General features: G+C 35.3%; 7 protein-coding genes and 1 riboswitch. All 7 genes read right to left on the bottom strand.

Translation table 11 applies throughout. The features are described 5' to 3' along the window. A partial coding sequence (locus tag HMPREF0077_RS04315; RefSeq protein WP_004836744.1) for a cation:proton antiporter occupies positions 1 to 1,177 on the bottom strand: 1,177 nt, incomplete at its 3' end. A gap of 35 nt (positions 1,178 to 1,212) precedes the next feature. Next, positions 1,213 to 1,277, bottom strand: a riboswitch (Fluoride riboswitch). Between the two features lie 18 nt (positions 1,278 to 1,295). Beyond that, the gene (locus tag HMPREF0077_RS04310; protein WP_004836743.1) at positions 1,296 to 1,880 is read right to left on the bottom strand and encodes a ribonuclease H1 domain-containing protein; all 585 of its coding nucleotides are present in this window, start codon (positions 1,878 to 1,880) and stop codon (positions 1,296 to 1,298) included. Continuing rightward, the gene (locus HMPREF0077_RS04305) at positions 1,877 to 3,328 is read right to left on the bottom strand and encodes an alpha-amylase (RefSeq protein ID WP_004836742.1); all 1,452 of its coding nucleotides are present in this window, start codon (positions 3,326 to 3,328) and stop codon (positions 1,877 to 1,879) included. The genes HMPREF0077_RS04310 and HMPREF0077_RS04305 overlap by 4 nt, the downstream gene beginning before the upstream one ends. A gap of 1 nt (position 3,329) precedes the next feature. Next, complete coding sequence (deoC, locus tag HMPREF0077_RS04300) at positions 3,330 to 3,968, bottom strand: deoxyribose-phosphate aldolase (RefSeq protein ID WP_004836741.1); 639 nt, start codon at positions 3,966 to 3,968, stop codon at positions 3,330 to 3,332. Next, positions 3,968 to 5,059, bottom strand: a complete 1,092-nt coding sequence (locus HMPREF0077_RS04295) for a PP2C family protein-serine/threonine phosphatase (RefSeq protein WP_004836740.1) — start codon at positions 5,057 to 5,059, stop codon at positions 3,968 to 3,970. The genes deoC and HMPREF0077_RS04295 overlap by 1 nt, the downstream gene beginning before the upstream one ends. A gap of 217 nt (positions 5,060 to 5,276) precedes the next feature. Continuing rightward, complete coding sequence (locus tag HMPREF0077_RS04290; RefSeq protein WP_004836739.1) at positions 5,277 to 5,750, bottom strand: HAD family hydrolase; 474 nt, start codon at positions 5,748 to 5,750, stop codon at positions 5,277 to 5,279. Positions 5,751 to 5,947: 197 nt separating this feature from the next. Beyond that, positions 5,948 to 6,791, bottom strand: an 844-nt coding sequence (locus tag HMPREF0077_RS04285) for an ISL3 family transposase (protein ID WP_169304252.1), incomplete at its 5' end; no start/stop codon positions are given.

Genomic DNA, 6,791 nt, shown 5'->3' with positions numbered 1-6,791 from the left:
CATTTCTTACTAATAGTTTCTTGTAGGTCTTATCGGTTAGGATAGCCCCTAGGGGAGCTGTGTATAGGATAGCTATTACTGATATAGCTAGGATAAGCTTGCCACTTCCTATCCCATAGCTTAGGGCGACAGGGCCTATGGCTGCTTGGACTGTTGCCTTTGGTAGATAGGCAAAACCAGAGAAAATCTTCTCCTTCTTGTTGAGATTAGAAGGAAGAAGGGCGAAGTAGACTCCAAACATCCTAATAATTAAGCCCCCTGTAATTAGGATAAGGGCAGGGAAAATTTCCTTTCCTATTATAGAAAGGTCGACTGTAATACCGACTAAGACAAATAGGAGAATCTCGAAAAGCTCCCACAAGGATCCATAGACTTCAAGCATACACTCAGTTACTTGCTCGTTTAATTTTTTGATAGTCATAGCCATGGCTATGATAGCTACAAGGCCTGAGAAGGCAAAGAGGTTTTTGGCGTAAGTTTCAAGTCCTAGGATTAGAAAGGATACCCCCATAAGGACTATGGCTTGGTAGATTTTGTTTAGCTTTATTTTTGAGTAGAAGATATCTAGCAAGTATCCCATAAGGATGCCAAAAAGAATTCCTGTTATTATTGAAATAGGAATGTTTAGGAAGCTTCCAATAGAAAATTCTCCACCTAGCTTTAAATTAATAAAGACTGTGAAAAATACTATGGTGTAGACATCATCTATTGATGAGCCAGCAAGGATTATCTCTGCTATCTTTTTTTCTTCTCCATAGCCTTCTTTTATGAGTTTTAACATTCTAGGAACTACAATAGCAGGAGAAACTGCTCCAAGAACAGCCCCTAAGATTGCACTGTCAAGGTAGGGGAGATTAAAAATTTTATTTGCCAAAAATGTAATAGCTACAATCTCAAAGCTCGCCGGAAGAAAGGTCATTAGGACGGCTGATATCCCAACTTCTCTAAGCCTTTCAAAGGAAAGAGAAAGACCTGCCCTAGTAAGAATTACTACTAAGGCAATCTGCCTTAAATCTTTGGAAAGATTACTTATATCTCCTCTCACAAGTCCCAAGAGATTTGGGCTTATAAGGATTCCTGCCAAAAGCATGCCTAGGAGGGGAGCGATTTTAATTTTAGAAAAAATCTTTCCACCCATTAGGCCTGTAAGCATAATAATTGCAAGGTTTACTAACATATTAACTCCTTAATAAAAAAAAGCTGCCAACCCCTGTATTCACAGAAGTCATCAGCTTATAGCGGTTTGTTTAGGGAAGAACTTCATTTCCCATTTTTATTCTACTACTTTTCCCTTACTATTCAACTAGGGCTGCCTTTTTTGCTAGCTTATCTGCCCAGTCATTGTACTTATCGTTTGAGTGGCCCTTAACTTTTACAAAGGAAATTTTAAGGCTTTTTCTTGCTTCTCTTACAAAGTTTTTGTAAGAGATGGTTAGCTCGTTATTGGCCTTCCACTCGTCATTAGCCCAAGAGGAAATCCCCTGGTAGTCGTGGAAGATTACGATTTTTTCTCTCTTTTCTCCCAGAGCCCTTCTTATGGCAAGCTCACTTGCCTTAACTTCTCCTGCAACATTTCTGTGCTTATAAAAGTCATCCCTATAAGTTTCGTATAGCTCATTTTCACCGTCCTTAGTGATATAGACTACTCCTGCCCCATAAATCTTTTCTTTTAGGTTGTAGGAACCATCCACATAGGCGATTATTGTATGCTCATCTACTTTTATTTCTTCTTGTCTATCTTCCATGAAGGCTATGGCATCTTCCTTTTTCTTGAAAGATTTATAGCTAGCATTAGAAAATCCCTTTACTTCTTTAAGACAAGAATCCCAGGATGTATAAATCCCAGGATTCCTTCCTCTTTTTACTGCGTAATATTTCATAAGCTTTCTTTGTTAGCCCAATAGGTCACAGAACCTGGGCCTACAGTAAATACTCCATTTCCATTTTCATCAATGAGGACTTCGTCATTCTTACCAGAAAGATCGACATAGACTGCTCCTGCCTCATCTTCACCGACAAACATTTGCTTTTCTGCCATATCCTTTATAGATATAAGAACTGCCAGAGGCTTGTGATCAGAATCTCCCCTTCTTACCCAACCAATTACTGATGGGTCATCAAAGTAGTTGTCCTCTTCGCCATAGTTATATTTTTTCCTAACTTTAATCATATTATTGAGAAGCTCATACATAGGCTCTGTCTTTACTTCACCTATAAGCCCATAATAATCTCCTGCAAAGATACAAGGATAGCCGTCTTTCCTAAATAAAATCATGGCATAGGCAATTTCTTTAAACCATTCTTCAACCCAAGAGTCAAGTGATTGGCCAGGTTGACTATCGTGATTGTCTACAAATGTTACTGCACTAGCTGGGAAATCTGCCACTACTGTATCATCGAAAATCTTTCTCATATCGTAATTGCCCATAGACTTGCTTGCCTCTTGCATGTGAAAATGCAAGGGTACATCAAACAAGTCTATATTATAGTCGGTAAGCTTTAAGTATCGGGCTATTTCATCCTTGTTATATTGCCAAAATTCCCCAAAAAGATAGAATTTATCCTCGCCCTTTTCTTCTATGATATGCTTGGATAGGTCTCTGATAAAGTTTGATGATATGTGCTTTAGGGCATCGTATCTAAAACCATCTACCTTAGTCTGGTCGATAAACCAATCGGCCCACTTGAAGATTTCTTCTCTTACTTCTGGGTGTTCATGGTCAATATCACAATTCATAAGATAATCGAAATTGCCCTTTTCGCTAGAAACATCCTCATCCCAATATTTCCCATCTCCAAGTATTCTAAAAATAGCAGATGTATCACTTTTTACGTCATAATCGACTCCAGTAAAATGATAATAGTGCCAGGTCATATCGGAATACTTTTTATTTCTTCCCTTAAAGTCAAAGCCTGTCCAAGCTTCTATATCCATTTGTCCTGATACATCTTTTTCTCTGTTGTTTTGATCGACCATGACAGCCTTAAATTCTTCTGTGAAATCAGCACTGCCCTTGTGGTTAAGGACGACATCAGCATAGCACTTAACGCCTGCATCTTTTAGGGCCTTGATGGCTTCGATTAGTTCATCCTTAGTCCCATATTTGGTTCTAACACTTCCTTTTTGATCAAATTCTCCCAAATCCCAAAGGTCGTAGATTCCATAGCCTACATCCATATCGCTTCCTCCCTTAGTCATTGGTGGAAGCCACAATCCATCTATACCATTTTCCTTCAAGGTCTTGGCGTCCATTTTTAGTTTCTTATAAAAGTCTCCCGACCCATCTGTGTCCCACTCAAAGGACTGCATCATTACTTCATTTGCCATACTATTGCTCACAAATTTCTATAGATTTACTAGCACCGATCCTATCTGCTCCAGCTTCTATCATTTCTAGAGCATCTTTCTTGTTGTGGATTCCTCCAGAAGCCTTGACCCTTAGTCTATCTCCTACGGTTTTTTTCATAAGTCTTACATGACATGCCTTAGCTCCTCCAGTAGAAAATCCTGTTGAAGTCTTAACAAAATCCGCCCCAGCCTTTTCGCTAAGCTCGCAAGCCTTTACTATTTCATCGTCTGTCAAAAGGCAAGTTTCAATAATTACCTTTAAGATTTTTTCTCCTATGGCATCTTTTACAGCTTTTATATCCCTAAGAACATAATCATAGTCCTTATCCTTGAGTCGTCCGACTGCTATAACCATATCAATCTCGCTTGCTCCATCTCCCACTGCACACTTTGCCTCATAGGCCTTGGCTGCTGAAGACATAGCTCCTAGGGGAAAGCCCACTACTGATGTAATCCTTACATCCTTGTTGTAGCTTCTTATGTCCTTTACAAAGCTTGAATTTACACAAACGCTATAAAAATCATGAGCTATAGCTTCATCTACTAGCTTCTTTATATCACCTATTTGTGCATCAGCCTTTAAAATAGTGTGATCTATATACGAATTTAATTTTCTCATTATATCTCCTTATACTCAACTTCAACTAGGCTTAGGTCGTCCTCTTGCTTACCCCAGGTAAACTTCTTAATATCCTTGTATGTTTTTTCTAGGTCATGCTCCCTATTATAAACATCTCTTAGCCTTTCTAGTCCATATTCCTTCCTAGCTTCATTTTTAGCCTCTATTGCTCCATCAGAAAATAGGAGAAGCCTATCTCCATCTTCTATCTTGACCATCTTTTCATCGTAATTATCCGGCTCGATAATATTAGAAATCATCCTGCCACTTACCAAAAGAAAACTCACTTCGTCCTTACTTTTCGAATATAAAAGGGGTGGACAATTGTGGCCTGCATTAGAAAAAGTTAGTTTATTTTCCGAAAAATCAAAAACCCCCAGCCAAGCTGTAAAATATTGACTAGACTCCATGCCGAGTTTGGCAAACTTATCCCTAAGTTTGAATAATATCTCTGAAGGTGAAAAAGTCGGATGCTTATCTAAGATAGCGTTCATAGTAAGTTTTATAAACATAGTCATTATAGAAGCCTTTACTCCATGTCCCATGATATCGGCAATATATATACCATATTTATTATCATCTATCTTTATAATATCAAAGAAATCTCCAGAAAGTTCATCGCTTGGCAGATACTTACTTCTAAGACGAAGATTTGCATAGCTATTATCTTTAGGCAGGATATTGGACTGAATTTTCTTTACAAATCTCACATCATCAAGCATATTCCTGTTATTATTAAATAGCTCGATTTTCATAAGACTTTCTCTTGTTATATCCCTATAGACTTCGATAATACCCAAAAACTCATCCCCATTATAGATTGGTGAAGTTTTAATAGAAAAGTATCTGTCATCAATTAGCTTTTCTTCAATCATGGTAGTATTGCTCAAGGTGCTATTTCTTTGAAGCATAAGGAATGATGCATTCTCATTAATATAATTTTTCAGTTCAAGAGACTTATCGCTTGCATTTTTGAAGACATCATTAATAAAGACCGTTTTTCCCTTAGGATCGACAATCCTAACCCGATCATCCATAGAATTTAATATAAAAAAATTTTTATCTTCAGTAAAATTATTTCTCTTAACCATCTCTTCCTACCTTAAGCTTCTTATAATCACTATATCTTTTAATATATATTTATCAATAAATTAAAAATAGCCAGCTAATATTTAGTTTAGCTTTCTCTAAAAAATATAACTTAAATCATAAATAAAATCTTAATCCCAAACATTGATAATAGAAGATTGGCTAATGAAATTAAGGCAAAATTACAAGTAAAAAATTAGCCTAAATAATTCCTATAAACTATTTTATATAAGCTATAACACTTCTTAAATTATCAACTTCTCTATCAGCAGAAAAATACTTATCGAAACTAGAATCATGAATTATAAGATAGTCCATAGCTGACTTTTGGGCTGCTTTATAGCCATTGTAGGAGTCTTCAAGGATAAGGCATTCTTCATTACTAAATTCAAAGGCATCTTTAGCCTTAACAAAGATTTCAGGATCAGGTTTACTTTTTTCTACATTTTCTCCTGATATAATAAAATCAAAAAAATCATAGATATTTTCTTTTTTTAGTAGTAAATCAATTTTCTTTCTATCATTAGAAGAAGCTAGGGCACATTTAATCTTTTCTGCTCTTAAAAACTCTAACAAGTCATCTAGTCCCTCTTTTTTGATGGACCCCCTATAAGATTTAAGGCTTTCGATTCTATCGGCTTCCAAGTCTTTCCTTAAACTTTTAACCTTATCAAGAGAGCCTAGAAGATTCACTAATTCATCTCTAATACCAGCTTCGTTCTTGCCAGTGAATTTCTTTCTTAGTTCTTCATTGAAAGTAAAGGCGTATTTATCTTGAAATTTAAACCATGTTTCATAATAAATTTTTTCGGCTCTTTGTCAAATCGTGTTGGTAAATAAAAATCAACCAAATTCTTAATCAGGGATAGAAATTTCTATCCCTGAATTTTTTAACTAGCTAATAAATTTCTGGTGATAAATATTCTTGTTCTAAAATTAGCAAAATTACTGTAACCAAAGGCTATTCTCTTTAAGACTTTTATGAAGTTGTTAACACCCTCTATAGGTCCATTAGAATAATCATAAATAAATGAGTTCTTAATTAGATCAAGGTAATAAAAACAGGTATCTATTGAGGTTTTCATTTTGTCATTCACCTTATCTTTAAAATAACTTAAATGAAATGCAAATAATTCAAAATTCCTCTTCTCAATATCTTCCCTCAAGCATTGGTAACATTCATATGTATCTTTCAAGGTTTTATCAATGTTAAGACTAATATCTACTATATCCTCATCAGATACAAGACTACCAGGGAAATGAACACGTTTAAAAAAGTGTATAGGATCAAGTAACTTGTAAGGTTTTAGAAAATGCTTCCAATATTTCTTAAGCCTTTTGTATTTAATATTGCTAGTGGAATAAGTCTTCATTGTATAAATCCTTGTATGGTTGAAAGAGTTAGTAAAGAGCTTTACAATATGAAATCTATCTATAATAATTTCTGAATTAACAAAGAGTTCTTTGATAAGTGAAATATATGGACTATACATATCAATACATACAGTCTTAACCTTGTCTCTAACATATCTTGGATAACATAAGAAATATTTCCTTAGGTAAGGTAACTGTCTATTCTCTACAATATCAATAACCTTGTGATTATCTGAATCTAGATATATAAAACTCATAGCTCCTTTAGCATCCTTGGTTGACTTAAACTCGTCAAATGATAGGTGTTTTGGTAGATATGAAAAATCTACATTGAATTCATTATCATACTTAGCCATAAAT

The organism is Anaerococcus tetradius ATCC 35098 (genome assembly GCF_000159095.1).
GTDB classification, from domain to species: Bacteria; Bacillota; Clostridia; order Tissierellales; family Peptoniphilaceae; genus Anaerococcus; species Anaerococcus tetradius.
The sequence above is the reverse complement of the archived record's forward strand: the minus strand, read 5'-3'. Positions and strand labels throughout refer to the sequence as shown.

Coding starts and splice junctions, on each gene's coding strand:
- HMPREF0077_RS04310 (WP_004836743.1), bottom strand. CDS start 1,880: ATGAAATATTACGCAGTAAAAAGAGGAAGGAATCCTGGGATTTATACA.
- deoC (WP_004836741.1), bottom strand. CDS start 3,968: ATGAGAAAATTAAATTCGTATATAGATCACACTATTTTAAAGGCTGAT.
- HMPREF0077_RS04305 (WP_004836742.1), bottom strand. CDS start 3,328: ATGGCAAATGAAGTAATGATGCAGTCCTTTGAGTGGGACACAGATGGG.
- HMPREF0077_RS04295 (WP_004836740.1), bottom strand. CDS start 5,059: ATGGTTAAGAGAAATAATTTTACTGAAGATAAAAATTTTTTTATATTA.